This is a genomic window from Paenactinomyces guangxiensis, from assembly GCF_016055185.1.
GTDB classification, from domain to species: Bacteria; Bacillota; Bacilli; order Thermoactinomycetales; family Thermoactinomycetaceae; genus Paenactinomyces; species Paenactinomyces guangxiensis.
On record NZ_JAECVR010000001.1, the window covers coordinates 473,484 to 498,759 of the forward strand.

The following is a 25,276-nucleotide window of genomic DNA, read 5'->3' on the forward strand; positions in this document are numbered from 1 at the left end:
TTTCCAAACTGGCAGAGTCGAAAACAGGCTCTGCTTTTTTGTTGCCAACGAAACCCAATTTATTTTTTAATAAATTAATCATCTGAAATTTTCAAATTATTACTTGAACAAAGAGAAATTATTGTTTATAGTACAAGATAGGTAGATACAACCAGATGTATATACCAATTATTATATTACAGAGGGGTGAAAGCGTTTTCGTTGCATTTATCAGATGAGACAGGTAAACAGAGTATTCCGAACCGGGTGAATCGCGTTTAAAGTTGTGATTTACGAAAAGATGATAAGGAGTGATAAAAATGTTCATGACAAGGGCACCTTTGAAAGGGAAATCTTTGCTAAAAAAAACGTTTGCGGCCGCCTTAATCATGGCACTTTTAATCAGTATCGTACCGGCAGGCGCTTTTGCTGCGGACGAGTGGACACCTAATACTTCTTATGAGATCGGTGATTTAGTCACTTACGGCGGCAGTACTTATAAATGCATCCAAGCCCATACTTCTCTTCCCGGCTGGGAACCGCCGAATACCCCGGCTTTATGGTCACTGCAGTCGCCTGATGGCGGTGGGGATACTGAAGCTCCTTCTGCTCCGGCCAACCTGGCTTCTCCCTCGCAAACCGCTGACAGCATTTCCCTTACCTGGACAGCTTCCACCGACAATGTTGGCGTAACTGGTTATGATATCTTCCGCGGATCACAAAAAGTTGGATCAACTGCCTCCACTTCTTATACGGATACCAGCTTATCGGCAGATACTTCCTACACCTACACAGTGAAAGCAAAAGATGCAGCCGGAAACGTTTCAGCACCTAGCAATGCGGTTACGGTAAAAACGAAGGCCAACTCCGGCGGCGGAACTCCGGGCAAAAAAATCGTCGCTTATTATCCGGCTTGGGCTACCTATGTCCGCAACTATCAGATTATGGATATTGACGGATCCAAAATCACCCATATCAACTATGCATTTGCCAATGTACAAAATGGTGAAGTTGTCGTTGGCGATCCCTATGCCGATACAGATAAATTCTTTCCCGGAGATTGCTGGGACCCGGGTTGTAAACGAGGAAACTTTAACCAGCTGACAAAATTAAAACAAAAATATCCCCATCTGAAGACATTGATCTCCGTGGGCGGTTGGACATGGTCCGGCGGCTTTTCTGATGCAGCTTTAACAGATGCTTCCCGTACCAAATTTGCCGACAGTGCGGTTCGTTTTATTCGTACCTGGGGCTTTGACGGTGTAGACATCGACTGGGAATATCCTGTCAGCGGCGGATTGCAAGACGGCAGGCCTGAAGATAAGCAAAACTTCACACTATTGATGCAAAAGCTGCGTGAAAAGCTGGATGCCGCCGGTCGGGAAGACGGTAAAGATTATCTGCTCACTATTGCATCAGGAGCGGGCCCCAGCTATCTGCAAAATACTGAACTGGGCAAAGTTGCAAGTTACCTTGACTTTGTCAACATCATGACTTACGACTTTCACGGCGGATGGGAAAAAACAAGCGGTCATAACGCACCCCTCCATATGGACCCTGCTGACCCCACTCCCAATAAAGACACCTTTAATGTTAGCGCTGCCGTCGAAGGCCATCTCAATGCCGGTGTTCCCGCTTCTAAACTGGTCCTGGGCCTTCCCTTCTATGGCCGTGGATGGACAGGCTGTAACACGGCGAACAACGGTGAATACCAGTCCTGCACCGGAACGCCACAAGGAACTTGGGAAGCGGGCGTATTCGACTTCTCTGATCTGGAAGCCAATTATATTAATAAAAATGGTTACACCCGGTACTGGAACAATGTATCCAAAGTCCCCTATCTCTTCAATCCGTCCACCGGCACCTTCATCTCTTATGATGATGCAGAGTCCATGGGTTATAAAACCAGCTTCATTAAATCAAAAGGCCTCGCCGGAGCCATGTTCTGGGAGTTAAGCTCAGACCGCAACAAAACATTGTTGAACAAAGTTTATAATGATTTAAAATAAGCATTGATCACAAGCGGGGCTGTCTTTACCAGCGGCCTCGCTTTATTTCATATCAACAACCCTTATGTTCCGGCGACACAACCCTGGCATGAAAGTTTTCATCATGCCGGAGAAGCAGAATTCCGGGGAGCGACCTTGTGGCGACCTGCCCGGCGAAAAAACAGAACAAGGGAAACAGCGAGGCAATTCTCTCTTGAACTCGCTTCCCTGCCCAATGCCTACGCCCCTTGTGCAGTTCTTGGACCGGCCATCCCTACTTCCTCGCAGGGCGCCAACCGGGAGCGAGACAGAATTCTGCTTCCCCCACACTGAAACACACTTACAGAAAAAAAGAACAACCTCAGGCGGCTGTTCCTATCCATCAGCTTTTAATAAAACTTCATATTTATGGGTATCGGTCCTGTATATACACTTCGTATATTCCATAATCTCCTCATTTTTCGTATAGGTTGTCCTTCTAAACAGAAGAGCCAGTGATTCATCCGGCATTTGAAGCAACTGGCTTTCATATTCGTCAAGTTTAACCGGTTCAATCGTCTGGGTGGCATAACATGGCACCCTGTTATACTTTTCCTTGAGGACATTATACAGCGAACCGCCTTCAAGATCATTCTTCGTAAGATCAGGCACTTTTGTGTGGTTGAGCCAAACCGTTTCCAGTGCAAAAGGAAGGCCATCAATAATCCGCAGCCGTTGGATCTCCAACACCTTGTTTTGATGCGGCAGCATTTTCAGCCTTTTTTTCAGAGCAACAGTTGCCTCCAAAACTTTAAAGGAAAGGATTTTCGTTTGGACAACCAGGCCCTTTTCCATCATCTCATCAGTAAAGCCTCGCAGTTGATTCAACTGGTGTTGTGGCTTTGGTTCGGCGACAAACGTTCCCTTTCCCTGTTCGCGATACAAGACTCCTTCATTGACTAAAGCTGTTACTGCCTTGCGCGCTGTCATGCGGCTAATTCCGTGAATTTCACAGAGTTCCCGTTCAGGCGGGGCCGCATCCCCCGGTTTCAGCTCTTCATTATCAATCATTTCCCGCAATATTTCTTTCAATTGATAATAAAGGGGAAGTGGACTGTTTTTATTTACCTTTCTCATTTTATTCCTCACTCTTGACCCCTCTCATGTCACCTAACAGATCTGTACAGGACATTTTCCCACAAACGGGATCTTGCCGCCCAGTTGTTTCGCTAATGTTCTCATCTGTTCATCTATGATTGAGTAAGCCGCTACCACCGTGATATCTTCAGAAATAAGCTGTGCGTCATACGGATCACGCAACATCACCGCTACCAGCGGACGGCACCTTTTAAGATGATTTATTGCGCTGATCTGGGCCGGAAAACGATGTGCATTGACAGTGCAATAAATGATAAGATCCCGGTCACTGACAGCCCGGTTTAATCGGGTGTAATCCCAATCTTCATCTAAGGTAAACTCCAGCATACGTACATCCTGAACAAACTTCTGTAAATATGAAAACAGGAGATTTTCCTGATCTCCGCTTGTATCAGCCTCAGTCAGGTTCTGCGTTCTGGGCAAAACCAGCAAAACCCGGCTCTCACCCGGGACAGGCAAAAGCTTTTTCGGGTCCCGCAGCAGAGTGACCGACTGCTCACTGACTTTGCGGGAAATCAGGCGGCTGTCTTCCTTTGGTTGCTGTCTACTCCTATTATAATCATTGATCTTGTGTTTGAATAACAGAATTCTGGCCACAGACTGATTGATCCGTTCTTCGGTCAGCTCTCCTTGTTTCAATGCCCGCATAAGCCGGTCAAACGCTTCCTCAACCGACCGGCGGCCATCATGGATAAATGCGATATCGCCTCCGGCCAGAATAAATTGCAAAACGGCTTCACCGGCTGAATATTGCTTCCGGATTGCTCCCATTGCCAGATCATCGCTGATGACCAGTCCCTCATATCCCATCTCCTCGCGCAGCAACCCGGTAATCACTCGCTTTGACAGAGAAGACGGGCGGGAGTCAATGTTTGAAAAAATAACGTGTGAGACCATAACAGAGTCGACATGATGATCCGCTAATTGCCGGAATGGGACAAATTCCGTCTGCATCAGTGTTTTGACATCACTGCCATTGATCGCCAGATCTGCATGCGTATCAGTTTTAGTATTGCCGTGGCCGGGAAAATGTTTCGCACTTGCTGCAACCCCGCCTACATGGACTCCCTGCACATAGTTGATACATTGCTTTGCAACCCGGTGCGGATCATCTCCAAATGAGCGAACCCCAATCACCGGGTTGTTTGTTTCAAGATTGACATCGGCAACCGGTGCCAGCAAATGATTGACTCCCATCTCAGCCAGTTCCCAACCGACCGCTTGTCCCTGCGCCCGGGTCAGCTGTAAGTCATCAGCAGCAGCCAGCGCCATGTTGCCTGGAAATTCCGTCATCAGACGCCCAAAAACGCTCAATGTGCCTGTTTCCTGATCGGCGGCAAAAATCACGGGAAGATTTAAACCATTTTCCTCATAGGCTTGTTGAATATCTGCCGTGAGCCTCTTTACTTGCTCACAGCTCCGTATATTTGGTCCATTCATGCGATAACCCGCAATCGGATACTCGGTCAAGAACGTGCGAAAGTCGTCCGACAGCTCCGTTCCTTCCGCTTGCCCGACCAGCATCTGCCCTATTTTTTGCTTCAATGTCAGACATTGCAATTGTTTTTTCATCTGCTCCCTCATGATCATCCCCTCCTTGTTTATCCTTTCACAGCTCCCGATGTGAGCCCTTTAATCACCTGTTTCTGGGCGAGGAGATAAATGATGATCACCGGGATCAGAGTAAGTGTGACTGCGGTCGCCAGTAATCCGTAGTCCGTTCCATACTGGGTAGTAACATTGGAAAGCAGCACATTAATCGGTTGAACATCCTTCTGCGGAACAAAGATGAGTGCCGAGAACAAGTCATTATAGGACCACAAAAAGACAAAGATACTGGCAGTGGCAAAAGCCGGTCTGGAAACAGGCACGATGACACGGGTAAATACTTTCCATCGGCTGCACCCATCTATAATGGCGGCTTCTTCCAGATCTTTGGGGATGGTCACCATATAAGAAGAAAGGACGAGGATCGTAAAAGGCAAAAATCCGGCCGTGTGCGGCAAAATAAGTGCCCAGTAGGTGTTGAGCAAATCCAGTGACTGCAAAATCTCAGATACAGGCGCTACCGTGGCAAAAGCAGGTATTAACAGGCTGGCTACCAATAAGGTTTGGATAAAGCTTCTGAGGCGAAATTCAAACCTTGATAAGATATAGGCGGCAAGCCCCCCAAACCATAGCGTGAAAAATACTGTTCCCCCGGACATGATTAAGCTGTTGAGGTAACTCTGCCCGATATTGATTTGTTCAAACGCGTTTACATAATTTTGGAGTGTCGGGTTCGACGCCACCGAAAATGAATCGGTTATCACCTTCTGTGACGGCTTCAATGAATTGTTAAAAACCCAAAACAAAGGATAGATTGTAGTCAGCGACCAGGCAAATAACACAATATAAGTAATTATTTTAAGCGGTTTGAAACGGGTAAAGGCTGATTGCAGCTTTTCCCAAAATGTTTTTTTGGTGTTCATTTCCTTCCCTCCAGCCAATCAATAGGTGATTTCCTCTTTTTTTAACAGGCGGTTGGCAATAAAGGATAAAACAACTCCCAGCAGGACAATGAAAACAGCAATGGTTGACCCGTATCCCCAGGCCGAGCTGGTAAATGTTTTCATATACATATAGGTTCCCAGCACTTCCGAAGTGTGCGTCGGTCCGCCCCCTGTAATGATATAAACAAGTTCAAACACTTTTAGCGAACCGGTAATGGCTAAAATAATACATGTTTTAATGTCGCTCCAAATGAGAGGGAGAGTAATATAGAAAGTCTTTTTAATGCCTGTCACTCCTTCAAGGTGGGCCGCTTCATAAAAGTCATCGGGAATTTTGGAAATAGCGGTTAGCAGGATAACAAAATAAAAGCCGACATATTGCCAGATTGTGGGGATCGCCACCGCGATCAGTGAACTTTCTTCCGTGATCCACAGTACTTTTTCATATCCGAATTTCTCCAACAGCTGGTTTAACATGCCGCCATCATACTTATAAAAAAGAGTAAACATCAGGCCGATTGCCGTTGCAGAGATGGCAACGGGAAAGAAAAAGGCGGACCGGAAAAAGTTTGTGCCAAATTTGACTGAATCAACCAGTACTGCCAGCACAACACCCAGTCCTACCTGAAAAATAATGGCATAGCACATAATTTCAAGGGTGTTTAAAGTGGCAATCCGTACTACTTCATCTGTAGCAAGCTGAATGTAATTTTCCAGGCCGGTAAATCTCGATACAAGGAATCCATCCCAATAAAAAAAGCTTTTATACACACTGCGCAAAAAAGGGTAGTATAAAAATACCCCCGTTAAAAGAATAGTCGGGAAAAGGAATAAAAATATATATTTTTTATCACCTTTATGCATGAAAAAAGGCTCCTTTCAACTTCGATCCTTTCATCTCTTCCATGATGAAAGGAAAGCTTCGCCGTAAGGGCAAAGCTTTCCCTGACTTATCAAGGAACTTACTTTCTTGCTTGCTCTTCCACTTTCAGTGCGGCTTCCAGAACTTCTTTGGCCGTTTTCTTCTCCTGGACAATATAAGCAATGTTCTTGCGAATCTCGGTAAAGGCTTCCGGAGAGATTTGGGCATCGATCGGCAAGTTGAGAGAGTTGGCCTCTTTCACCATTTTTTGTCCTTCAGCTGCCACCGGAGAGAGTCCATCAATGGTTACATCAGCCGCCGGCACCCCGCCGTTGGCTTCGGCAAACTTCTTAATCATCTCTTTGCTGGTCAAAAATTTAATCAGTTCAAGGGCCATACCTTTTTTCGATTGATCTTCATAAGATTTTTTGCTCAGATAATAACCGGATGTAAACCCGGCTATCAGATCGGCCGGTTTTGCTTTTCCGCCGGGCATCACCGGGAACGGCATTACTTTAACATTCTCTTTATCCTGCATTTGGCCTATGGTCCAGGATCCGTTTACCATCATGGCCGCCTTTTTGTTCACAAATAATTGCACAGCGTCTGCATCTTTCATGGTGTTGGCGTCTTTCGGGAAGGCACCCATTTTATAGATTTCTTTTAATCGGTTCAAGCCTTGCTCCCAGGAAGGATCTACCCCGTTTTGATAAGCGGAATTGTGGCCTTCAGGCCCACCGGCTGAAAGAATAAAATGTTCAATAAGATAAAAGGATTCCTCCATTGAACCGGCAATTGGGATAATTCCGTTTTTCTTGAATACTTCAACAGCCTTCACAAACTTATTCCAGTCAGTCGGCAACTCCAGGTTATATTTATCAAAAAGATCTTTATTCACAAATAACCCTTCGTAAAAGCCGGTAATCGGGAAGGCATAAATTTTTCCATCTTTTTCGATAATTTGTTTTTTGACGTTATCAGTGAGCACAGAATTCCATTCCTGATCTTTAGCCATCAAATCATTCAGGGGGACGACGGCACCTGATTTAATAATGGATTGTGCATCTGCACCTGTAAAGAAGAAGGTAACATCAGGCGCGTTTCCCGAGGTGAAGTCTGTTTTTACTTTGGTGCGGAACGGATCACCGGTGGCAGTCATCGATTCATCCGTAATTTCCACATTCGGATGCTTCTTTTTAAAATCTTCCAAAGCTTGCTGATACACCTTGGTTGCCGGGTCAGTTCCCGAAAACATGGTTACAATACGCAATTGAATCTTTCCGTCATCACTGCCGGCTGTGCAACCGGCTGCTGCTAGAGCGAGGGATAAAATCAAAAGAAGCGAAAGAAATACAGTCAATTTTTTACTCAGCCAGTGATTCACCTGCATGTCCCCCTTGAAAAGTATTTGTATTAATGTCTATACCAATATTACGAAAAAAATTTGATTTCTGTCAACAAAAAAATTAAACGCTTTCATATTGAGAGACAGTCCGTTAAGGGCCCCTATGCATCCCCTCCGGTCATGGGGATACATAGAGCGAAGACAAAGCTTCTTCATCAGCGATAATCGTAACATGGGGATGTTTTTTTAAGACCGAAGCAGGCAGCTGTTCATTTACTTCTTCCTCAAACAGGCGGCGGAGAACCTTCGCTTTCTTTCGCCCGTTAACAAGAAGTATGATTTCTGAACTTTTCATAATTGTAGCAATGCCCATCGTGATGGCATGGGTAGGCACCTCGGCAAAAGAGGAAAAATAACGCTTATTCGCCCTCCGTGTTGTCTCATCAAGCTGAACAACATGTGTACGGGACAGGAATGAGGTGCCGGGTTCATTAAAACCAATATGCCCGTTTAAACCAATTCCCAGTATTTGCAGATCGATTCCGCCTTCTGTATCAATCAGCCTCTCATACCGTGAACATTCCGCTTCCAGGTCGGAAGCCATTCCGTCGGGAATATGGGTTTGCTTTTCCGGGATATCAATGTGGCTAAAAAGGTAATGGTTCATATAAAAATGGTAACTGTTTGGATGATGAGGAGGGAGTCCCACATACTCATCCAAATTAAAGGTTGTTACCCGTTGGTAACTGGTTCCGTTGTTTCGGTGGTCCTCTATTAGCTTGCGATAGATGCCTTTCGGGGTTCCCCCCGTAGCCAAACCCAGTTTTAACGGGGCAGCGGCATTTACTTTTTCAATGATAATCTCCGCGGCCCTCTCACACATTTGCTGATAATCCTTTGTTTTAATCAGTAACATGCTGCATTCCCCTCTTATCATAAGCAACCTTTCCTCTGCAAAGTGTTAAAGAGACATCCCATTGATCATCCAACACGACCAGATCGGCATCTTTTCCGATGGCGATACTGCCTTTGCGGTCAAATAAGCCAAGTTCTTTCGCCGCATTGGACGCAGACATTCGGATCAGTCCGGACATGGAACAACCGGTAAACTCTTTTATATTCTTAAACGCATCTTTCATTTTTAAAATGCTGCCTGCAAGTGTTCCGTCAGCCAATCTTGCATCCTGATCCACATATACCGTTTGCCCGCCCAGTTCATAGGTTCCCCGCTTGAGACATTTGGCACGCATTGAATCAGTAATCAGAATCATCCGCCGGTCTGTGATCTGGTCAAACGCAATCTTTACCGTCTCCGGACGAATATGAATCCCGTCTGCAATCACTTCGACGACAAGTTCGTCCTGCAGGAAGGCTGCTCCGACAACTCCCGGGTCCCGATGATGGAGTCCGCGCATTCCGTTAAATAAATGGGTGACATGGGAAGCTCCTGCTGCAATCGCCTCCACACACTGGTCATAAGTGGCGTCCGAATGCCCGATCGAAGCTACGACCCCGGTTTCGCGCAAATGTCTTGTCAAAGACAACCCGCCTTCTACTTCGGGAGCCAGAGTAACCAGTTTGATCAGATTCTGAGCAATCGACTGCCAGTGCTGAAACAGTTCAATGTCAGGATGGATGATATACTCCGGCGGTTGGGCTCCGGCACGCTTCGCTGAGAGAAACGGCCCTTCGAGATGAATACCGGCACATTCAGCTTTGCCCGGTGTATTATACCGGACAATATAGTCCGCTGCGTTGGCGAGCGCTGCTGCAATCGCCTCTTTCGATTGTGTAATTGTAGTAGCTAAAAAGGTGGTTGTTCCCTCCCGGGCAATTGCGGTTGCAATTCTGGTTAAAGATTCAGTCGTGGCATCCATCGTATCTGCCCCGTCCGCCCCGTGAATGTGGACATCAATCATTCCGGGGATCACCTGAGCTTCCTCAGGAACAGAGATCACCTGGAAACCGGCGGTATCTCCGCATTGACTCAAGGGTCCCAACTCAACAATTTTTCCGTCCGCGATCTTGATATAACCTTCCCGAAGTGATTCCGTCTCCGTATGAATTGTTCCCTTGACGATGAGGATCATTTTGTTTTCCATCATGGATCTGATCTCCTTTTTATACTCTTTATTTACTAGTAGTTTAACTTTAAAACGTATAGATGGCTATACCAATTTATCATATGTTGTATATTTTAAAATCCTCGCAGTTTAACAAAAATTCCTGTTGAGTACCCCTTAAAAATGTGCCTTTCATATAAAAAAGAATCCCCCTGTCGGGAGATCAGAGGGATTGAACGTATCGGCCCATTCCGCGAAAGTCTGTATAGATCCGGTAGGCCCGGCGGATCTCTTCTTTCATCCAATCGGGAAATGCACCTTCTTGCAATTGATCCAGGCGGACCCAATGATAACTTTCATGTTCAGAGCTTAAAATGAGCTCGCCCACCGGCTGGTCACAGGCAAACTTAATAATGATCAGGTGCTTCTCTTCCTGAATTTCATCATAAATATAAGCGGGGGCGACTACTTTTACTTGCAGTCCGGTCTCCTCCATCACTTCACGTGCCAACGCCTCCATGATGGGCTCGGAGGGTTCCAATCCGCCACCCGGAAAATCCCAACCATGACTATCTTTAGCATTTCTCTCTTCGGCTGATTTGCGTAAAATCAAAACGCGATCCTGATCAAAAATGATCGCTTTGGCCGCAATTTTATACGGTTTCATTTTTCTCCCCCCACCTGTTATAAGCGAAAAAAGGTTGAGGAAGCCGTAGCTATAAGCTTTTCCCGCTCGTCAGTTACCTTTGTTTCCAAAACAATAATCGTTTTTCCCTTTTTGACCACACGGGTTTCCGCTTTCAGCCAACCGTCCATACCCGGTGAAAGGAAATTGACTGAGAGTTCGAGCGTTACTGCCCGGGAGTTTTCCCCGACGGCTTGAAAGACCGTCGATCCCATCGCTGTATCAATAAACGTAGCAGTAATTCCGCCATGCAGGATTTTATAACGGTTTTTCAGTTCATCCGTAATAAGCATCCGGTGAACATATACACCTTTTTCCTCATCAAAGCCCACCGACTGAAAGTTCATCATCTCTTCAATGTAAGCAAGAGGGCTTACCCGCGTGCGCTTTAACGCTTGTACTAACTTGTGGATGGTCCGGACTTCGCTTTCATTGAGATCAGCCAGTTCTTCATACAAACCTTCCAATGTCATTTCAGTTGCATCCTTCTTTTCTTAAATAAAGTTGTTGCATAATCCCTTGAAAAGACCTTCTCCCTAAAATCATCTTATTTAAGACGTTTTTGCCACTCTCGTTATGATTCCCTTACTATATTAGCGAATGGATAATTCTATAGCAACTCGGAGATAAGTTCAACAATATTTAAAGCTGATTCACCTTATGATTGAAATTTCTATGATCACCCATAAATTTTCCATATTTTCGCAAATATACATTGATTCACAAACCAGGATTATGTAAAATAATTACAAAGAGACCCCTTGGGCTTGAGAGCCTGGAAAGAGAGGAAGCTATGGTTCGCCACCTTTTTATTTCGCTGTTAGCCCTTTTTCTGATCGGCGGCTGTAATCCCCCGTCCCCCCATGCAGCACCTGAGCCAAAAGCCCCACAGGCACAGCCGGAAGAGCAAACCGTTCAGAAGCAACAAAGCCCTGCTGATCATCAGCAACATAATCAGCATCCGCAAGCTGAGGAAACCGGAAAATCCGGCAATGAAAAAAAGCCAGCGGACAACAGTAAAAGGGATAGCAAAAAATCATATCAAAACAAATCTTTCCGTCATGTCAAAGCAACTCGGTCAACAAACGACACATACACGGTGACCGGGAAAGCAAGAGCATGGGGAGCGAACATCTACTATGTAGTTACCGATGGCAGCAAGCAAGTATTGGACGAGCAAACCGTCCATTTAAAATCCGCCCCTCCTTCATGGTCCGCTTTTGAATTTTCGTTTTACATCCCAAAATCAGAGCGGAAAAACAAACTCTTCCTCAAGTTATATGAAAAGAGCGCCAAAGATGGATCATCCGCCAATGTGTTACAGGTTCCGCTGCAGGAATAAGAGGATCAGCCTGGGTGTTTGTCAATGGTTTTGCAAAAAAAATGTCGGACTTGCGAGAGGGTTGAACCTTTCCATGTCCGACGCTTCTTTTATCCCCCCTATCGTCAAAAGCCGCTCTGAATTTCATTCACTTGTATGATCTGAATCGTACGCGATATTTTTCACATAGCTTTCACAATGAGGGCAATAATAGGCCGGTTCCACCTCATAACCGCATTCAGCATGAATCAACTTTGTATATTTCGGTTCCAAAAAACGATTTCCCCAGATCGCCATCGCATTCAGGACATGGCGAAGTTCTTGTCCCCGTCCGGTCAGAAGGTACTCATACCTCGGGGGATGAGAAGAATAAAGCTTTGAATGCACAATCCCTTCTTTTTCCAGAAACTGCAGCCGCTCGGAGATTGATTTCGTCACAGATGGGCATCCTCAAAATAAAGAATGATTTACCTTTATTATTTGCGGTACGGGAATGAGAGGGAAAAACAGGTGGACCTGAACGGCAAAAGGAAATCTGTGTTGAACAAGATTGCTATTATTGCCAATCCTGCGGCAGGAAATAAACTGCTGATTCGCGACATGGATCAGATCGTGAAAAAACTGAATACCATTGCCGGGGTGGTCACTGTATGGCAGACCGAAAAAGCAGGTGACGGAGCTGAAATCATCCGCCGGGTGGCGCCGGAGTCAGATATGGTGATTACCGCTGGAGGAGATGGAACCGTATATGAATGCATCAACTCTCTATGTTCACTCGATGACCGTCCCTTATTCGCCATTCTGCCGGGAGGAACCTGTAACGATTTTTCACGGACGCTGGGCATCTCGCAAAATCATCTGGAAGCGGCGGAGCAAATCACCCGGATGCAGGAGAGAAATATTGATGTGGGAAAACACGGGAACCACTACTTTCTCAACTTTTGGGGGATTGGACTGATCACCCAGGTCTCCGAACACATTCAGAGTGACATCAAAAAGCGGTGGGGACGTCTGGCTTATTATCTCAGCGCAATCCAAACGATGGATGAGAGGAAAACATTTTATCTGGAAGTTGAGTCCGGCCACAGGCAGTACCGCGGCGAAGCAATGATGATGATTGTGGGCAACGGAGCTTATGTTGGAGGGATGGACGCCTATTTTCCGCAGAGCAGTGTAGAGGATGGACTTCTCGATGTGCTGATTATCAAAGATGTGTCCGTGGGTTCCCTCTGGTCAATGGCCGTTTCACGACTCACCGACCAGGCGCCTGAAGGGTCTGATCTGCTGTACTTCCATGCCAGAAAATTAAAAATCCGCACCGCTCCTGTGCTTAAAGTTGACTGCGACGGGGAGAAAAACACTTTTACCCCCGTCCATCTTTCTGTCTTGCCGGGACATTTACGAATGATTGTCGGGGAACAGTATAACACTTGAACAAATCGTTTCGTTTACTCATCTAGTCGTTAAAATGAAAACGTTTTTATTGATTATAAAAGCATAACAGCCTATAATAAATATGAAAATAATTTTCATAAAGGATGAGTTATTGATGAGTATTTTCTTCGAGAAAGCACAACGATTCGGCAAGTCGTTTATGCTTCCAATTGCAGTATTGCCCGCTGCGGGTTTATTGCTCGGAATCGGGGGAGCGCTTTCTAATCCAAACACACTGACAGCTTATCCATTTCTTGATGTTCCATGGCTGCAATCGATCTTTGCCGTGATGAGTTCGGCGGGTTCGATCGTTTTTGCCAATCTGGCTGTCATCTTCGCAGTAGGGGTTGCGGTCGGTCTGGCCCGTTCAGACAAGGGAACAGCAGGACTGGCAGCATTATTAGGCTATCTGGTGATGAACGCCACCATCAATGCCTTATTAAAAATTACGGGACAACTGGCCAAACCCGAACATCTGGCCAGTGTTGGACAGGGAATGATTTTGGGGATTCAGTCGCTTGAAACCGGAGTATTTGGCGGGGCCGTTGTCGGAATCCTTACTTATTTTCTGCACAACCGCTACAATAAAGTTCAGCTTCCACAATTTCTTGGCTTTTTTGGCGGCTCCAGGTTTATCCCGATTATTACCTCATTTGCATCCATCTTATTAGGAGTACTCATGTTTCTCATTTGGCCTTTTATACAAAAAGGAATCTTTCACATGGGTGACCTGGTTCAGGCTACAGGATATATCGGAACGCTTGTTTATGGATTTGTATTGCGGCTCCTGGGACCATTTGGATTGCATCATATCTTTTATTTGCCTTTTTGGACCACCGGCCTGGGAGGATCAGAGGTTGTTAACGGTCAACTGGTGGAGGGGACACAAAAAATCTTCTTTGCCCAGCTGGCAGACCCAAATGTTCAGCAGTATTACATCGGTACCGCCCGGTTCATGTCCGGCCGGTTTATCACTATGATGTTTGGCCTGATCGGAGCGGCACTGGCGATATATCATACAGCAAAACCGGAAAATAAGAAAAAAGTGTTCGGTTTGATGTTCTCAGCCGCACTTACTTCATTCTTAACCGGAATTACAGAACCGATAGAGTTTTCTTTCCTGTTTATCGCACCTGTTTTATATGTGATTCATGCTGCCTTTGACGGCCTCGCTTTTATGCTGGCACATATATTACAAATTACTATCGGTCAAACCTTTTCCGGAGGTTTTATCGACTTTATCCTGTTCGGAATCCTGCAGGGCAACGATAAAACCAACTGGATATATGTTCCGATCGTTGGTATCTTCTGGTTTCTTCTGTATTATCTCACGTTCCGTTTCTACATCGTTAAATTCGATGTAAAAACACCGGGGCGTGAAGACGGAACTACTGAGAGCAGTGAATCAATGCAAATGGACAGAACGGGCGACTCCCGTGCCCGGACAATTGTTGAGGGTCTGGGCGGAAAAGAGAATATCCAGGATGTAGACTGTTGTGCCACCCGGCTTCGGGTGACCGTTCGCGACGGAAGCAAGGTATCAGAAGAGCAGATCAAACAAACCGATCCAAAAGGTGTCTTTGTTCGCGGCAATGGAGTACAGATTATATATGGCCCACAGGTGACGATTATCAAAAACGAAGTAGAGGAATGGTTAGGAGAGTCATAATGACAAATCAGGAAGTTTTGCACACATTACACAAACAATTAATTGTTTCCTGTCAGGCATTGGAGGAAGAACCTTTACACAGTTCCTTTATCATGGGAAAAATGGCCCTGGCGGCACAGCAAGGGGGAGCCGCCGGGATCCGGGCTAACAGCAAAGAGGATATCGCTGAAATAAAAAAACAGGTACACCTTCCTGTGATCGGAATTGTCAAAAGGAATTACCCTGATTCCCCCGTCTATATTACACCGACAATGTTGGAAGTTGAGGAACTGCTCTCAGTGGAAACAGATATGATCGCCATGGATGCGACCAGCCGGCCGCGGCCCGGGGGCCTGTCCCTTGAACAACTGGTACGCAAGATCAGAGAAAAATACCCCAAACAACTACTGATGGCAGATGTCTCAACCGTGGAGGAGGCCATAGAGGCAGAAAAGCTGGGATTTCATGTAGTATCTACCACATTGGTCGGCTACACCGAAGAAACAAAGGGAAAAAAGATTTTTCATCATGACTATGCCATCTTGAAAGAAATGGTTAAAAGTGTTTCAGTTCCTGTTTTTGCGGAAGGAAATGTGTATACGCCTGAAGCGGCTAAACATTGTCTGGATGCAGGCTGCTTTGCTGTTGTCGTAGGTGGTGCGATTACCAGGCCTCAGCAGATTACCCGGCGTTTTGTTGGTGCAATTTCTTAAACAAGAGCTTGGTTTTTGCCAAGCTCTTATATTTTTTTGTGTTTCATCAGCACTTGAAGAGTGAGATCCCGATTGTGAACCGGCCCTTCCTCCTCTAATAATCTCATCGAGATTACATCGAGTACATACAAAATGGTTAACTGGTTATTGATAAACTTCGGATCGTTGAGACGGGAGGTGCTGGAAGTCAGCAAGACCAGATCGGAAGCATTAGTCAAAGGAGTATAGTCATGGTTGGTAATGGACACAACCTTTGCTCCCTGCCTCTTTGCCTCACGGACGGCTTCAATCACTTCTTTGGTTGTACCAGAATTGGAAATGGCGATAATCAGGTCTTGCCGGCGGACCAATGTGGCATTCATCAGCATCAGGTGAGAATCTATTAACGCATCCACCAAAAAGCCCATTCTCATTAGCCGATATTTAAGCTCCAAAGCGGACAGACCAGAGCTTCCGACACCGTATATCCCTATTTTGCCTGCTTCTTTGATCCACTGAATCACTTGATTGACCTGCTCCATGTTCAGCATGGCGGCAGTTGACTGAATGGATTCCAGATAATTGTGTTTTACCTGGTTTAAATAATCTTCATCAGGAAGCTTTTTAAAGGTAGAGCGGTTTAATAAAACCTTAAATTCCACAAAATTTTGGCACCCCAGTTTTTTGCAAAACCGCGTGATCGTTGAGGGAGAAGTGTTTGTTTTGTCCGCAAGCTCGCCGATATTAATGTTGGCAATGGTTTCCTTGTGTTTTACAATATAATCGGCTAACTGTCTTTCTTTTGCGGAAAATAAATGATAGTCAGTTTGAATTCGTTCTAAAACAGATTGAGAGTGCATGACGGAACACCTGCCAAGTAATGGACCATTTATTACAAAAAGTACTCGAATCAAAGCTCTTCGTATGCCTGGTTTACTTTTCTTCTTTCACGACAAGATGGGGAGTCTCATTAATTTTGTGAAGTTTCCAGCCATCTGCCTGCTCATAAGTTAAATGTGTGATGCTGGTGTTGTGCAGCCGGATGATTCCGGTTCCGTGTTCTCCCCTGGTCAGGAAAGTGAGAGCGGCATTGATGCTCATTCCATGGCTGACAACGTAAATATGCTGTCCCTGATGTTTATCTACTATTTTTTCCAATTCCCGGATGATTCGCTGTTGAAGCTCTTCAGTCGATTCGATTCCATAGGAACCACCCGTAAAACGAACCGTTTCCCAATCAGGATATTTTTCCTTTAGTTCAGCACCTGTCAAACCCTCCCATTCTCCCCCGTACCTTTCCCGAAAAGCGGAGGTAACCTGCACCTGCACCCCGTGTTTGGCTGCAATTGATTCTGCGGTTTGCCGTGCGCGCAGCAAGTCGCTGGAGTAGATGACTGAGACCGATTGCTGCTGCAAATATTCAGCCAGGCGCCGGGCTTGCTCCAATCCTGTTTCACTGAGTGGGATATCTGAATGTCCCTGCACACGCCCTTCCCTATTCCAAACGGTTTCCCCATGACGAATAAAATAAAGATGAGTCCTCATTACGTTTCCCCCTTAAGAAAGCGAAATTGTTGAGTTTCCTTCTCCCATGCCCATTCGTATGTTCTGATAAGACGCTTTTGTTCATCATACAGATCAGCTACCAGTAAATGAGGCTGGTGTCCGTGCTCTTCCGCAATAAGGGTAAGGTAATATTGTGCAACTCTTTTTGAAAGGGGGTGAATTTGCTGTTTTTCCTGATAAACCCCCGACGGTTTTCCCTGTAAAAGCGGAAAGCCATTTTCATTCATCAATGCAAACCGGTTCACCCATCCCTGGTATAATAGAGCGCCCCGTCTCGCGGCAGCCTGTTTGCCTCCGGATACGGCCAAATACCACGGGAAGTCTGAAACTTGATGATAGCGGTAGACAAGCTGCGCATCACCGGAGCACAAAAGCCTCGCTTTTCTCAGCAACTCATTTTCCGAGCGGGAAGCAATAAGCTGGTTGGTATCCACTGACTGGCTGCTGACTCTTACCGTTTTATCGGCGTCGGCAGAAACCACAAGCACTGTCCACTTTTCCGGATGGAGCGGATGACGGATTAAGCTCAGATCCGGCGGCTGTTCGGGCTGTTCGTCAAACAGCTCTTCAAGCAGCTGCCAGTGCACTCCCTCTCCATTTTCCGCCGATAACGTAAAACGTTTAGAGTTAAAAGCGGGTTTCAACCACCATTCCTTGTGTTCCCCCAGCGGCCTTTTTTGATTGTATAAAAGAGAGACCGGCTTTACTTGGACTTTGATGCGGTAGCCCAGGTCGATCGTCTCCTGAGAAGCCTGTAAAAGTTCTTCCGCTTCATTTTTACTGTATAGTTTTGATGTTTTTTCCTGTAAGTATTTTTGCAGGGGAAGATAAAACACGGCGATGATTTCATTTTCCAGAGTATGGTGAATCTCCATGCGATACGCCTGCGCCTGATTGTCAAAAACAATTGTCGCCAGATAGGCACCATCGTAACTGGTACCCAAAATATACGGCCGAGCGGTTACATACTCTTGAAATCCCGGTTGTTGAATCAGATCTTTTAACTGAGGAACTTCATTTCCGCGATAAGGATGAAATTTTTTCACTTTTGCCTGACTTTCAGCAGGAGTAGAGGAGGACGGACTGGACGATACAGACTGACAGGCGAGACACCCGACAATCATCCATAGTACAACACAAAGAAGTTTGCCTATTCTTCGTGGTGACACAGTTCACCTCTATATTTTTTTATTTTTTAATTATCATACAGGAATTTAGACCCGGATACCATCTTTATCTATTAAAGCGACACGATTTGAATTCTGCCTCCCCCTTAGACACACAGCATCACAGAAAACCGTCTGCGCATTGGGCAGACGGGGTGACAACAATCCTTATTCTTTAACAGCTCCCGCTGTAATCCCGGAAACGATCCGGCGTTGGAAGATCAGTACCATGATGACAAGCGGTATTGTCACGATGATCGAAGCGGCGGCAATTTCTCCCCAGGGGATGGTAAATTGGCCCTGGAACAGCGCGATGCCGACAGGTACCGTTTTAAGTTGTTCCTCTGTATTGATAGTCAAGGCGAACAGAAATTCATTCCACGCAGCGATAAAAACAAGAATGGCAGTCGTAAACGTACCGGGAACCGCCAATGGCAAGATCACCTTGCGAAAGGTTTGCATCACACTCGCTCCATCCATCTTAGCCGCTTCTTCCAGATCAGTGGGGATTTTCCGGTAAAACGTGGTCAGGTTCCAGACTGCCAGCGGCAAGGCAAAGGTTGTATAAGGAATAATCAAGCCCAAATAGCTGTTAGTCAAGTGGGCCGACTGCATGAACATAAAGATAGGTGCAATTGTGGCAATCTGCGGAAACATCGAGACCGCTAATACCATCCCCAAAATGAGTGTTTTCCCTTTAAAGTGCAAACGGGCAATGGCAAAAGCAGCAAATGAGGCAACAACGATACAATAAAGAGTTGTTAATATGGAGACAACCGCACTGTTCCACATGTATGTTAAAAAGGGCCGCTGGGTAAAGACGCGTTCATAGTTTTCAAACGAAGGGTTCTCGATGAGAATGCTAAAAGCTTTTTCCCCAAACAATTCAGAAGGCGGTTTGATGGAAGCGATCAATTGCCAGAAAAACGGAAACAAAATGACAATCAGCAATCCGGTTAAAAAGAGATAAAAACCTGGTCCAGTTCGTTTTTGCATCTTTGACCCCCCTTACTTTTCACGGCCATCACTAACCAGATCGGTGCCCAATAATTTTACAAAGATCATGCTGATGATCGCGACACAGATAAAGACGATCACAGATAAAGCGGAACCTTCGCCAAAATTCATCTGCGCGAACATAGTTTTGTAGGCATAGATCGAGATCGTTTCCGTAGAGTTTGCCGGTCCTCCGCCAGTCAGGACATAGATGAGATCAAACACGCGGAACGCATCCAGCGTGCGGAACAAAAGTGCGACTAAAATGGTCGGCTTTAACAGAGGCAAAGTGATACGGAAAAACTGTTGACTCCGGGATGCTCCATCCACTTCGGCCGCTTCGTACAAAGAAGAAGAAATGGTTTGCAAACCTGCCAGCAAAAGCAACGCCATAAAGGGAGTTGTTTTCCACACATCGGCAAAAATGACAGCAAACATTGACCCCGCCTTGGTTGTTAACAACGCTCCCATGTTGGAGACGATGCCAATCTGCTCAAAAATCTTGGCTAAGATCCCATTTTGCCCGTCAAACATAAACTTCCACATCAAAGCGGAAATGACGGTCGGAATCGCCCACGGTATCAAAACGGCAGCCCGCACCAGGCCGCGGCCGATAAACTGGCGATTGATCAACATGGCAATCCAGAGGCCCAAGACCAGTTCCAGGAACACTGAGATGACTGTGAACAGTATTGTATTTCCCAGCGAGTCCCACAGACGCTTTTCCTGGAGAAGCTTTGCATAGTAGTCGAAGCCAATAAAGTTTGGGGCAATAAATGCTTCTCCCAACCCCTTCGATAATCCCGGGAGGGTGTCATCTTTCAATCTCTTTTCGTCTGCCAATTTTTTCAAATCGTTCTGAACCAGCATCAGCTGCTTTTGAACCTCGTTCCCCTTCGCTTTGTCAAGGGAGGCAAATGTTAGTTCTTCGGGAACGGGATCACCGTTAAACAGAAGCTCATCCACTTTTTCGTACTTTTTGGCAAAGTCCGCGCTTTTATCCAAACGGGCCTTGATCCCCTCTACCTGTTCGCGGATCGCTGTCAGCCGTTGTTTGGTATCTGCATCAGCTTTTTGGCTGGCGTCTTCCAGATTTTTTGTTAAAACCGGATAAATCTCTGCCACTTTTTCCACATTGACTCCATGTTGCAGGTGAATTTGCGTTTTAGCGGGATCATTGAGGCGGACATCATATAGACTGATCCAAAAGGAGCGGACCACCGGCCAGATTGCAATGACCAGGATAATCAGCAAAGCCGGCAGCACCATTAAATATCCAATTTGTTTTTCCGACAATCCTCGCTTTTTCTGCTTCATCTTGTCACCACCTAGCGAGCGATAAAGAAGAGAGCCATAAGACCAAATGGCTTATGACCCTTCTCATGAACCTTACTTCTTCACAATTTCTTTCAACTGGGTCTCAATGTTTTTGATTGTATCTTCTGCCGACTGCTTACCTGTGATCGCCTTGGAAACCTCGATTTGAATAACATCGGAGATTTTCGGGTAAATGGGGGACACAGGGCGAGGAACAGCTGAACTAACCCCGTTTACAAAGTCTTTGTTGGCAAACAGCGGACTTGCTTTTTTCACCGCTTCATCATCATAAAGAGGCAGGAATGTGGGTGCTTTACCGCCCTTGATTGCCGAAATCTTCTGTCCTTCCGGACCAGCCATAAATTTCAGGAATTCCCAGGCCTCTTTTTTATGTTTTGAATACTTGTTCATTCCGACCATCCATCCGCCCAGGGTTGCGGAAGTGCCTTTATCTCCTGCCGGTAATGAAGCTACTTCCACTTTACCAACAATTTTTGACTGTTTCGGGTCTTGTGCGAGAGCATATTGATAAGGCCAATTACGAATCATTGCCGATTGTCCTTCGATAAAGGCGGTATGTGATTCCGGCTCGGTAAAAGTACTCACATTGCCTGGTACAAAATCAGATTTGGCTACTTCAATCATCTTGTTCAGCCCTTTGACCGCTTCCGGGCTATTGATGACAACGCTTCCATTTTCATCGAGGATTTTGCCCCCGTATGAACTGATAAACTCAATAAAGTTACAAACTAATCCTTCGTACTGCTTTCCTTGCATCAGATAGCCGTACTGGGCTTTTCCCCCTCTCTTGGCCTCTTTTGCTATTTTAATCAAATCATCCCATGTTTTAGGCGGTTCAGAGATCAGATCCTTGCGGTAAAACAAGAGACCGGCGTCCACATATTTTGGCAGAGCATATTGTTGCCCGTTGATTTTCGCTGCATCCACAGCACCCGGAATGTAATCGCCCATATTGATTTTATCTTTTTCAATGTAACGGTCTAATGGTTGCAGATAGCCGGCTTGTGCAAATTCGGCGGGCCAGATCACATCCAGGTCAAACACGTCAATCTCGCTGGATTTACTGCTGAACATCGTTACAAGCTGATTGTGGTTTTGCCCGGTATCAGAAGGCATTTCTTTAAATTCAACGTCAATATTGGGATGTTTTTTCTCAAATTCTTCTACGATTTTATATGTTTCCCCGGTAACATCTTTTCCACGGGCATATACAAGTTTCACTTTTCCATCCTTGCTGCCTTCCGCGTTTTCCTCTGTGCTGCAAGCCGTCATGGACATGACCAGGCTCACAGCCAGCCCTGCAATGATCGCTTTCCGCAAAAGCTTCATTTTGCTCGCCTCCTGTTTTTAGCATTCATCATGGGTCTACAGGTCAGACAAAGCCTATTCTCTGCTGATCACCCCCTTTATGCTCTTCAACATTGAGCCGGGAAATCAGTTCAACTCATGAATGTTTACAGATCTCTTCTCTTCAGAGGATTTAATCGCTGCCATGACAACGCGCAACGCTTTGATGGCATCTTCACCGGGGATCAAAGCGGGGCTGTTGGTAAGAATCGCCCGGACAAAGGAATCGATCACACCGCTTTTGACCTGGCCGCCTTCTTCGTTGCTGGCCATCTTTCCAACTTGAAACTTTTCAATCGAACCGTCTGTTCGCTCTACGATCACCTGGTCAACAGGGTCGGTACCCACTTTCAATATCCCCTTTTCACAATAGAGAATGGTGCTGTTATCTTCGCCGGGGGAATGCGTCCAGCTCGCCGTGATGGTACCGATTGCACCCGATTCTGTCCGTGCCACCATCACTGCATTGTCATCCACATCGCCTGTTTTTTGCAACGTGGCTAACATCGCGCTGATTTCCACAATTTCTTCTTCCAGCAGCCAGGAGAGTAGGTCAATTTTATGAACACCCAAATCCCCCATCGCGCCAACAAATGCTTCCTGTTTGCGGAAAAACCAGCTATCTGATCCGTCTGCACTCCATCCCTCGGGTCCGCCATGAGAGAAGGAAGTACGGAAGGTCAGAACCTTACCGAGGCTTCCTTCCTTTAAAATCTCTTTCGCCTTGACATGGGGAGGCATCAGACGCTGGTTATGACCAATCATGAGGAGAACTCCGTTTTCATTTGCCGCACGGATCATTTTCTCTGCTTCCTCCAGAGAGGTTGCCATTGGCTTTTCGCACAGGACATGGCATTTGGCATGCGCGGCGGCAATGGCTGCCGGCGCGTGGATCACATTGGGAGTGCAAATGCTGACAGCGTCCAAACTTTCCTGTTCAATCATTTCAACATAATCGCGATACGCTTTACCGCCATACTGCGCGGCAAATGACTCCGCCCTTCCGGTAACAATGTCGCAAAAAGCAGCCAGTTCCACATCAGGATGATCCGCATATTCAGCAATATGACGATATTTAGCAATACTGCCGCATCCGATGATTCCGACTCTTACTTTTTTCACCGCAATACCTCCTACACCCACCACATATCTGACAGTTCTTCACGGGGCAATACTTGTTTCAGGTTCTGTACCGCTTTGTTGAAGCCTTCTTCGATGGAGAGAAGCGCGTCTTCATGCTCAATGCTGACTACATAATCGTATCCGGCCAGACGCAATGCGCTTAAAATATCTGCCCACTCTTTCAGCCCGTGGCCAAATCCGACCGTACGGAACTGCCATGCCCTTGTCTGCATATTTGCATATGATTGCATGTCAGTCAGGCCGTACATGTTTACATTGTCCTGATCAATTACAGTGTCTTTGGCATGGAAATGGTGGATCGCCCCGGCCTTACCCAGAATCTTAATCGCTGCGACCGGATCAATCCCTTGCCACCACAGATGGCTGGGGTCCAGGTTCGCTCCAATCACTTCACCCACCGCCTCACGCAAACGGAGCAACGTCGCGGGGGTATGGACAGAAAAGCCGCCATGCAATTCCAGTGCTATTTTTACCCCGTGATCGCTGGCAAATTTCCCGGCTTCTTTCCAGTAAGGAATGATTTTTTCTGCCCACTGCCACTCCAGCACTTCCCGATACTCATTGGGCCAGGGAGCTACCGGCCAGCTTGGAACTTTTGCCCCTTCGTAAGCACCAGGGGTTCCGGAGAATGTATTTACCACAGGGACTTCCAGTTTTCGCGCCAGTTCAACCGTTTGCAAAAAAGTGCGATGAGAAGCTTGCGCAAATTCTTTGTCCGGGGTAAGGGCATTCCCGTGGCAGCTCAATGCACTAATTGTCAAACCGCGGTCGGTAACCGCTTTCTTAAAAGCTTTCAGTTTTGTTTCATCAGCCAGTAATTCCCCCGGGTTGCAATGCGCATTTCCCGGATATCCGCCCGTTCCGATCTCAACGGCATCCAATCCTGCCGCTTTGACATGGTCCAGCATTTCTTCAAATTTCATCTTGCTGAACAGTACCGTAAAAACTCCTAATTTCATCGCACTTCCTCCTTATGAGGCAAATAAGTATTTTTAAAAAAGGATGGTCATGTATATACAGGGAAAGAGACAAAAAATAAAGAAATGTAATCGATTACAATTCTAAGGATACTGGAGAAAACCCAATAACGCAACAAGTTTTTTTCTAAAATTTGCAGCAAAAATCATCAGCCCCGCCCGGCAGGAAGATTCAACCTTATGCAGACAGTATCTGAAGGGCTTGCGGATCATTTGCAGTCCGTCTAGGATATAATAGACAAAAACATGAAAGAATGGTTGAGGCAAACGAACATGCGATTAAGAAGAAAACCGGAAGCAAAAAGAATTTTGGCCGAACATCCTCTTGTATCTAAAGCGACGGATGAATACCGGGGCAAGTGGCGTACTCTGTTTCCCCATCCCTATCCCCTCCATGTGGAACTGGGAACGGGCAAGGGGCAGTTTCTCGCCAAAGCATCAGAGCTCCACCCCTATATCAACTGGATCGGTGTGGAACGAATTGAAGAACCTCTCCTGCAAGCAGTAAGAAAAGGAGAAAAAACGGAAAATACGAATCTGCGCTATATTTGGATGGACATAGAGAAATTGGCTGAAGTGTTCGCTGAAGACGAAGTCAACCGCTTCTATCTCCATTTCAGCGATCCCTGGCCAAAAACCCGCCACGCGAAAAGACGCCTGACTCACCGTCGCTTCCTGGAAGTTTACAAAAAATTGCTGGCTCCGGACGGGGATCTCATTCTAAAGACAGACAGCCCTGTCTTGTTTGAATTTTCCCTTGAAGAGTTCGCTGAGACGGGCTGGGAGACCATTGAATACTCCGATGATCTGCACCACAGCCCTTACAGGGAGCAAAATATCACCACTGAGTATGAGGAGAAATTTATCTCCCGTGGCATGCCGATCTTCTATACAAGAGTAAAACCCCAATCAGAGAGTCACAAGAATAACTGATATGTTTGATGTAAATCGTTGACTTTTCTTCCGAAAAGACTATAATAATAGTTTGTATGGCTCAAACTGCCTGTGGGTATTTGAGGATAGCCAGCAAAGGATAGGTGAAGGGATCACCCTCACTGATTCGCCCTGTGAGCTTCTCACAGGTATCCCTTCTTTCC

25 protein-coding genes are annotated in these 25,276 nt (G+C 46.1%); 7 read left to right on the top strand and 18 right to left on the bottom strand.

What is annotated here, in order from left to right; translation table 11 throughout:
* Window positions 1-299: 299 nt before the first annotated feature.
* On the top strand, window positions 300-1,988 hold the full coding sequence (locus tag I8U27_RS02395; protein WP_232345178.1) for a glycosyl hydrolase family 18 protein: 1,689 nt from the start codon (window positions 300-302) through the stop codon (window positions 1,986-1,988).
* 3 nt (window positions 1,989-1,991) lie between these two features.
* The gene (locus tag I8U27_RS02400) at window positions 1,992-2,300 is read left to right on the top strand and encodes a hypothetical protein (protein WP_181750098.1); all 309 of its coding nucleotides are present in this window, start codon (window positions 1,992-1,994) and stop codon (window positions 2,298-2,300) included.
* A gap of 42 nt (window positions 2,301-2,342) precedes the next feature.
* Here the strand turns inward: I8U27_RS02400 and I8U27_RS02405 are convergent, their stop codons facing one another.
* The 9 genes from I8U27_RS02405 to I8U27_RS02445 all read right to left on the bottom strand — a co-directional run bounded on the left by I8U27_RS02405 (window position 2,343) and on the right by I8U27_RS02445 (window position 11,024).
* A complete protein-coding gene (locus I8U27_RS02405; RefSeq protein ID WP_181750097.1) occupies window positions 2,343-3,083 on the bottom strand; it encodes a GntR family transcriptional regulator in 741 nt (246 codons plus the stop codon).
* A gap of 33 nt (window positions 3,084-3,116) precedes the next feature.
* Window positions 3,117-4,688 carry a glycoside hydrolase family 3 protein gene (locus tag I8U27_RS02410; RefSeq protein ID WP_181750096.1) on the bottom strand — a complete coding sequence of 524 codons (1,572 nt, stop codon included), beginning with the start codon at window positions 4,686-4,688 and terminating at the stop codon, window positions 3,117-3,119.
* 17 nt (window positions 4,689-4,705) lie between these two features.
* Window positions 4,706-5,575 carry a carbohydrate ABC transporter permease gene (locus I8U27_RS02415; protein ID WP_181750095.1) on the bottom strand — a complete coding sequence of 290 codons (870 nt, stop codon included), beginning with the start codon at window positions 5,573-5,575 and terminating at the stop codon, window positions 4,706-4,708.
* A gap of 18 nt (window positions 5,576-5,593) precedes the next feature.
* Entirely contained in the window at window positions 5,594-6,460 is an 867-nt protein-coding gene (locus I8U27_RS02420; RefSeq protein ID WP_181750094.1) for a carbohydrate ABC transporter permease, read from the bottom strand.
* Between the two features lie 98 nt (window positions 6,461-6,558).
* Window positions 6,559-7,842: an ABC transporter substrate-binding protein gene (locus tag I8U27_RS02425; RefSeq protein ID WP_181750093.1), complete on the bottom strand. Its 1,284-nt coding sequence runs from the start codon at window positions 7,840-7,842 to the stop codon at window positions 6,559-6,561.
* A gap of 139 nt (window positions 7,843-7,981) precedes the next feature.
* Window positions 7,982-8,719 (bottom strand): glucosamine-6-phosphate deaminase, encoded by a 738-nt coding sequence (gene nagB, locus I8U27_RS02430; protein WP_181750092.1) that lies wholly within the window; start codon window positions 8,717-8,719, stop codon window positions 7,982-7,984.
* Complete coding sequence (gene nagA / locus I8U27_RS02435) at window positions 8,706-9,908, bottom strand: N-acetylglucosamine-6-phosphate deacetylase (protein WP_181750091.1); 1,203 nt, start codon at window positions 9,906-9,908, stop codon at window positions 8,706-8,708. Before nagA ends, nagB begins: the two co-directional genes overlap by 14 nt.
* A 181-nt stretch (window positions 9,909-10,089) precedes the next feature.
* The gene (locus tag I8U27_RS02440; RefSeq protein ID WP_181750090.1) at window positions 10,090-10,533 is read right to left on the bottom strand and encodes an NUDIX hydrolase; all 444 of its coding nucleotides are present in this window, start codon (window positions 10,531-10,533) and stop codon (window positions 10,090-10,092) included.
* A gap of 17 nt (window positions 10,534-10,550) precedes the next feature.
* The gene (locus tag I8U27_RS02445; RefSeq protein WP_181750089.1) at window positions 10,551-11,024 is read right to left on the bottom strand and encodes a PaaI family thioesterase; all 474 of its coding nucleotides are present in this window, start codon (window positions 11,022-11,024) and stop codon (window positions 10,551-10,553) included.
* A 320-nt stretch (window positions 11,025-11,344) separates the two neighbouring features.
* Here I8U27_RS02445 and I8U27_RS02450 point away from each other — a divergent pair, with 320 nt between their 5' ends.
* Complete coding sequence (locus I8U27_RS02450; RefSeq protein WP_181750088.1) at window positions 11,345-11,893, top strand: Gmad2 immunoglobulin-like domain-containing protein; 549 nt, start codon at window positions 11,345-11,347, stop codon at window positions 11,891-11,893.
* A gap of 123 nt (window positions 11,894-12,016) precedes the next feature.
* Here the strand turns inward: I8U27_RS02450 and I8U27_RS02455 are convergent, their stop codons facing one another.
* Entirely contained in the window at window positions 12,017-12,310 is a 294-nt protein-coding gene (locus I8U27_RS02455) for a winged helix-turn-helix transcriptional regulator (protein WP_181750087.1), read from the bottom strand.
* Between the two features lie 72 nt (window positions 12,311-12,382).
* Here I8U27_RS02455 and I8U27_RS02460 point away from each other — a divergent pair, with 72 nt between their 5' ends.
* From I8U27_RS02460 to I8U27_RS02470, 3 genes are all read left to right on the top strand, one after another.
* Window positions 12,383-13,306 (top strand): diacylglycerol/lipid kinase family protein, encoded by a 924-nt coding sequence (locus tag I8U27_RS02460; RefSeq protein WP_309506066.1) that lies wholly within the window; start codon window positions 12,383-12,385, stop codon window positions 13,304-13,306.
* A gap of 115 nt (window positions 13,307-13,421) precedes the next feature.
* Window positions 13,422-14,975 carry a PTS transporter subunit EIIC gene (locus tag I8U27_RS02465; protein WP_181750086.1) on the top strand — a complete coding sequence of 518 codons (1,554 nt, stop codon included), beginning with the start codon at window positions 13,422-13,424 and terminating at the stop codon, window positions 14,973-14,975.
* Entirely contained in the window at window positions 14,975-15,667 is a 693-nt protein-coding gene (locus I8U27_RS02470) for an N-acetylmannosamine-6-phosphate 2-epimerase (RefSeq protein ID WP_181750085.1), read from the top strand. The genes I8U27_RS02465 and I8U27_RS02470 overlap by 1 nt, the downstream gene beginning before the upstream one ends.
* 26 nt (window positions 15,668-15,693) lie before the next feature.
* Here the strand turns inward: I8U27_RS02470 and I8U27_RS02475 are convergent, their stop codons facing one another.
* The 8 genes from I8U27_RS02475 to I8U27_RS02510 all read right to left on the bottom strand — a co-directional run bounded on the left by I8U27_RS02475 (window position 15,694) and on the right by I8U27_RS02510 (window position 24,161).
* Entirely contained in the window at window positions 15,694-16,506 is an 813-nt protein-coding gene (locus I8U27_RS02475; RefSeq protein WP_181750084.1) for a MurR/RpiR family transcriptional regulator, read from the bottom strand.
* A gap of 73 nt (window positions 16,507-16,579) precedes the next feature.
* Window positions 16,580-17,191 (bottom strand): histidine phosphatase family protein, encoded by a 612-nt coding sequence (locus I8U27_RS02480; protein ID WP_181750083.1) that lies wholly within the window; start codon window positions 17,189-17,191, stop codon window positions 16,580-16,582.
* The gene (locus tag I8U27_RS02485; protein ID WP_181750082.1) at window positions 17,191-18,381 is read right to left on the bottom strand and encodes a hypothetical protein; all 1,191 of its coding nucleotides are present in this window, start codon (window positions 18,379-18,381) and stop codon (window positions 17,191-17,193) included. The genes I8U27_RS02480 and I8U27_RS02485 overlap by 1 nt, the downstream gene beginning before the upstream one ends.
* Before the next feature lie 165 nt (window positions 18,382-18,546).
* Complete coding sequence (locus I8U27_RS02490; protein WP_181750081.1) at window positions 18,547-19,374, bottom strand: carbohydrate ABC transporter permease; 828 nt, start codon at window positions 19,372-19,374, stop codon at window positions 18,547-18,549.
* Between the two features lie 12 nt (window positions 19,375-19,386).
* A complete protein-coding gene (locus I8U27_RS02495) occupies window positions 19,387-20,691 on the bottom strand; it encodes a carbohydrate ABC transporter permease (protein ID WP_181750080.1) in 1,305 nt (434 codons plus the stop codon).
* Window positions 20,692-20,763: 72 nt separating this feature from the next.
* The gene (locus I8U27_RS02500; protein WP_181750079.1) at window positions 20,764-22,041 is read right to left on the bottom strand and encodes an ABC transporter substrate-binding protein; all 1,278 of its coding nucleotides are present in this window, start codon (window positions 22,039-22,041) and stop codon (window positions 20,764-20,766) included.
* 105 nt (window positions 22,042-22,146) lie between these two features.
* The gene (locus I8U27_RS02505) at window positions 22,147-23,181 is read right to left on the bottom strand and encodes a Gfo/Idh/MocA family protein (protein ID WP_181750078.1); all 1,035 of its coding nucleotides are present in this window, start codon (window positions 23,179-23,181) and stop codon (window positions 22,147-22,149) included.
* Between the two features lie 11 nt (window positions 23,182-23,192).
* Entirely contained in the window at window positions 23,193-24,161 is a 969-nt protein-coding gene (locus I8U27_RS02510) for a sugar phosphate isomerase/epimerase family protein (RefSeq protein WP_181750077.1), read from the bottom strand.
* 291 nt (window positions 24,162-24,452) lie between these two features.
* Between I8U27_RS02510 and trmB the strand changes: the two genes are divergently transcribed.
* Entirely contained in the window at window positions 24,453-25,112 is a 660-nt protein-coding gene (trmB, locus tag I8U27_RS02515) for a tRNA (guanosine(46)-N7)-methyltransferase TrmB (RefSeq protein WP_181750076.1), read from the top strand.
* Window positions 25,113-25,276: the final 164 nt, after the last annotated feature.

Bases quoted from the DNA above. Each gene is read 5' to 3' on its own strand.
- I8U27_RS02480 (WP_181750083.1), bottom strand. From the start codon at position 17,191: ATGAGGACTCATCTTTATTTTATTCGTCATGGGGAAACCGTTTGGAAT.
- trmB (WP_181750076.1), top strand. From the start codon at position 24,453: ATGCGATTAAGAAGAAAACCGGAAGCAAAAAGAATTTTGGCCGAACAT.
- I8U27_RS02450 (WP_181750088.1), top strand. From the start codon at position 11,345: ATGGTTCGCCACCTTTTTATTTCGCTGTTAGCCCTTTTTCTGATCGGC.
- nagB (WP_181750092.1), bottom strand. From the start codon at position 8,719: ATGTTACTGATTAAAACAAAGGATTATCAGCAAATGTGTGAGAGGGCC.
- I8U27_RS02490 (WP_181750081.1), bottom strand. From the start codon at position 19,374: ATGCAAAAACGAACTGGACCAGGTTTTTATCTCTTTTTAACCGGATTG.
- I8U27_RS02510 (WP_181750077.1), bottom strand. From the start codon at position 24,161: ATGAAATTAGGAGTTTTTACGGTACTGTTCAGCAAGATGAAATTTGAA.
- I8U27_RS02440 (WP_181750090.1), bottom strand. From the start codon at position 10,533: ATGAAACCGTATAAAATTGCGGCCAAAGCGATCATTTTTGATCAGGAT.
- I8U27_RS02395 (WP_232345178.1), top strand. From the start codon at position 300: ATGTTCATGACAAGGGCACCTTTGAAAGGGAAATCTTTGCTAAAAAAA.
- I8U27_RS02470 (WP_181750085.1), top strand. From the start codon at position 14,975: ATGACAAATCAGGAAGTTTTGCACACATTACACAAACAATTAATTGTT.
- nagA (WP_181750091.1), bottom strand. From the start codon at position 9,908: ATGATGGAAAACAAAATGATCCTCATCGTCAAGGGAACAATTCATACG.
- I8U27_RS02475 (WP_181750084.1), bottom strand. From the start codon at position 16,506: ATGCACTCTCAATCTGTTTTAGAACGAATTCAAACTGACTATCATTTA.
- I8U27_RS02445 (WP_181750089.1), bottom strand. From the start codon at position 11,024: ATGACATTGGAAGGTTTGTATGAAGAACTGGCTGATCTCAATGAAAGC.
- I8U27_RS02500 (WP_181750079.1), bottom strand. From the start codon at position 22,041: ATGAAGCTTTTGCGGAAAGCGATCATTGCAGGGCTGGCTGTGAGCCTG.
- I8U27_RS02465 (WP_181750086.1), top strand. From the start codon at position 13,422: ATGAGTATTTTCTTCGAGAAAGCACAACGATTCGGCAAGTCGTTTATG.
- I8U27_RS02495 (WP_181750080.1), bottom strand. From the start codon at position 20,691: ATGAAGCAGAAAAAGCGAGGATTGTCGGAAAAACAAATTGGATATTTA.
- I8U27_RS02415 (WP_181750095.1), bottom strand. From the start codon at position 5,575: ATGAACACCAAAAAAACATTTTGGGAAAAGCTGCAATCAGCCTTTACC.
- I8U27_RS02405 (WP_181750097.1), bottom strand. From the start codon at position 3,083: ATGAGAAAGGTAAATAAAAACAGTCCACTTCCCCTTTATTATCAATTG.
- I8U27_RS02420 (WP_181750094.1), bottom strand. From the start codon at position 6,460: ATGCATAAAGGTGATAAAAAATATATATTTTTATTCCTTTTCCCGACT.
- I8U27_RS02410 (WP_181750096.1), bottom strand. From the start codon at position 4,688: ATGAGGGAGCAGATGAAAAAACAATTGCAATGTCTGACATTGAAGCAA.